The 2,894-nt window shown below is 36.0% G+C and carries 1 protein-coding gene; it reads left to right on the top strand.

What is annotated here, in order from left to right:
* Positions 1-2,619: type ISP restriction/modification enzyme (locus ACFIL8_RS08850; protein WP_375689485.1), on the top strand; the 2,619-nt coding region annotated here is incomplete at its 5' end.
* Positions 2,620-2,894 lie beyond the last annotated feature (275 nt).

The raw sequence follows: 2,894 nt of genomic DNA, 5'->3' as shown, positions 1-2,894 counted from the left end.
GAGATAAAGCAAGAAGAAGCGATTGAGATGTTAGCGCAACATCTTGTGACGCGTCCCGTGTTTGAAGCCTTGTTTGAGGGCAATGAATTTGTACAAAACAATGCCATTTCGCAAGCAATGGAAAAAATCTTAACAGAACTCGATAAAACCAATATTGAGGAAGAATCCAAAGAATTACAAGAGTTTTATGGCAGCGTAAAGTTCCGTGCCTCTGGCATTACCGAACCACAGGCAAGACAAAATCTTATTATCAAACTTTACGAAGATTTTTTTACCAAAGCTTTTAAGAAGACAACGGATAGGCTTGGCATTGTTTATACCCCCGTTGAGGTTGTCGATTTTATCATTCATTCTGTTGATGATGTGTTGCGTAATGAGTTTGGAAAAAGCTTGGGATCACGGGATGTCTCTATTCTTGACCCTTTCACTGGAACGGGGACCTTTATCACAAGGCTTTTACAATCAAATCTCATAAAACCAGAGGATATGGAATACAAATTCCGTCATGATATCCATGCCAATGAGATTGTCTTGCTTGCTTATTACATAGCAGCGATTAATATTGAATCGACTTATCATAGTTTGATGAAAGGTGAGTATATTCCTTTCAAACATATTGGTTTAACCGATACATTCCGGATGCTTGAAAAACAAGATCTGATGAGAGGTTTACTAGAGAAAAACAGTGAATATTTAGAACTTCAGAAAAACCTCAATATTGAAGTTATCTTCGGCAATCCTCCTTATTCAACAAAGCAAAAAAACGAAAACGATAATGCAAAAAACACACCCTATCCGATTTTAGATAAACGTATTAGTGAAACTTATGCTGCTCATTCAAAAGCAACCAATATGCAAGCAATTTATGATAGCTATATTCGTGCTATTCGCTGGGCAAGTGACCGTATTGATAATGCTGGGATAATCGGATTTGTCACAAATGCCGGTTTTATTAATGGAAGTTCTACGGACAGTCTACGAAAGTGCCTCGTTGAGGAATTTAGCAGCCTTTATATTTTCCATTTACGGGGTAACCAACGAACTTCTGGAGAACTTTCTCGAAAAGAAGGTGGTAAAATTTTTGGTTCTGGATCTCGAGCCCCTATAGCGATTTCCATTCTCGTAAAAAATCCAAATGCACAACAGCGTGGTAAGATATATTTTCGTAATATTGGAGACTATCTCACGAGGCAAGAAAAGCTTACAATGATTGAATCCCTTGGAAGCATTGATGGTATTACACGGAGTAAACAAGGTTGGCAAATAATTACACCGGATAAGCATGGGGATTGGATAAAGCAACGTGATGACAGTTTTAAAAAATTTTTAGCTATAGGTGTTAAAAAAGGACATGATAAAAAGCTCTTTAAAATTTATTCCTGTGGTCTAAAAACAAACCGTGATGCTTGGGCATATAACTCAAGCTATAAGATTTTAGAAAATAATATGCATAATATGATTACTTTCTATAATAGCGAAGTAGAACGTTTTAATGATGCCTATCCACATGCTGATCATAAAATACGTGCAAATGCTGTAAACAATTTCATCAATGCAGATGAGAGCAAGATTAGCTGGAGCCATAATGTTAAACAAGAATTGGTAAGAGGAAAAATTCTTAAATTCGAAGATGCATGCCTCATGCAAAGTTTATATCGCCCTTTTACACGACAGTGGCTTTATTATAATCGTACTTTCAATGAGAGAGTTTACCAAACGCCGCGTATATTCCCAATGGAGAAAGCGGTTGAAAATAAAATCATACAAGTTACAGGCATAGGAGCAATGGGAGGCTTTTCTGTGCTTATGACTACGGCTCTGCCCGATGTTCAGGTGATAGAAAATGGACAATGCTTTCCACGCTATATTTATGAAGATAGTACGGTCCCAAAAAGTAAAAGAGAGAAACAATCCCATTTATTTACGGATTCTACAGAAGAAAGTAAAACAGTTGGTTTACAGAGGCATGATGCCATTACGGATGAAGGATTAGCACATTTTAAAGCTGCTTATCCTAATGAAAAAATTACTAAGGATGATCTATTCTATTATGTTTACGGTCTACTTCATTCGGAAGATTATCGCTCTCGTTATGCTGATAACCTCTCTAAAGAACTGCCTCGTATCCCGTGTGTAAAGAGTGCTGATGACTTTTGGAAGTTCGTAACAGCAGGGCGTGAACTCGGTCATTTGCACGTGAATTATGAAACTGTAGAGCCTTATCCAGTGACCTTTAAAAAGGGTAATCCAAAAGTTACAGAGATCTCTAATCCCGAAAAATTCTATTACGTAACTGAAATGAAATTTTCTGGGAATAGTAAGGAAAAGGATAAATCGACTGTTTTTTATAACAGCAATATCATCATGACAGATATTCCTCTTGAAGCTTATGAGTATATCGTTAATGGTAAACCCGCTCTTGAATGGGTTATGGAGCGTCAATGTGTAAAGACTGATAAAAAGAGTGGTATTGTGAATGATGCCAATCGCTATGCTGTTGAAACCGTTGGCAACCCTGCTTATCCATTAGAGTTGTTTCAAAGGGTTATTACCGTAAGTTTAAAAACAATGAAGATTGTTAAGAACTTACCAAAATTAGAAATAAGAGAAACTGAATAAGCTTATTAAAGCATGCTCACATAATGAGTGTGATAACCTTACAAGCGGTATAAGGTCTTATAACCATAATCTATACCTCTCTTGTTAGATTGCTTACATACAATCCTAATATGCGTTATTCTAAAAATAAGGCTTTGTACTTTTAAATACTCTTATTTGGATTGCCTTTAAAAGATTAAACCGTAATCTAAAATGATAGCTTTATCCTTTTCAAAAGCTTTGTTTAAAGAGGGTTATGTATATTCATTTTCTTATATTACTTATAGGTTTTGAAT

This window comes from Bartonella sp. AP57NXGY (assembly GCF_042195805.1).
GTDB lineage: Bacteria > Pseudomonadota > Alphaproteobacteria > Rhizobiales > Rhizobiaceae > Bartonella.
Note: the sequence above shows the minus strand (reverse complement) of the source record. Positions and strands in the feature narration are given on the sequence as shown.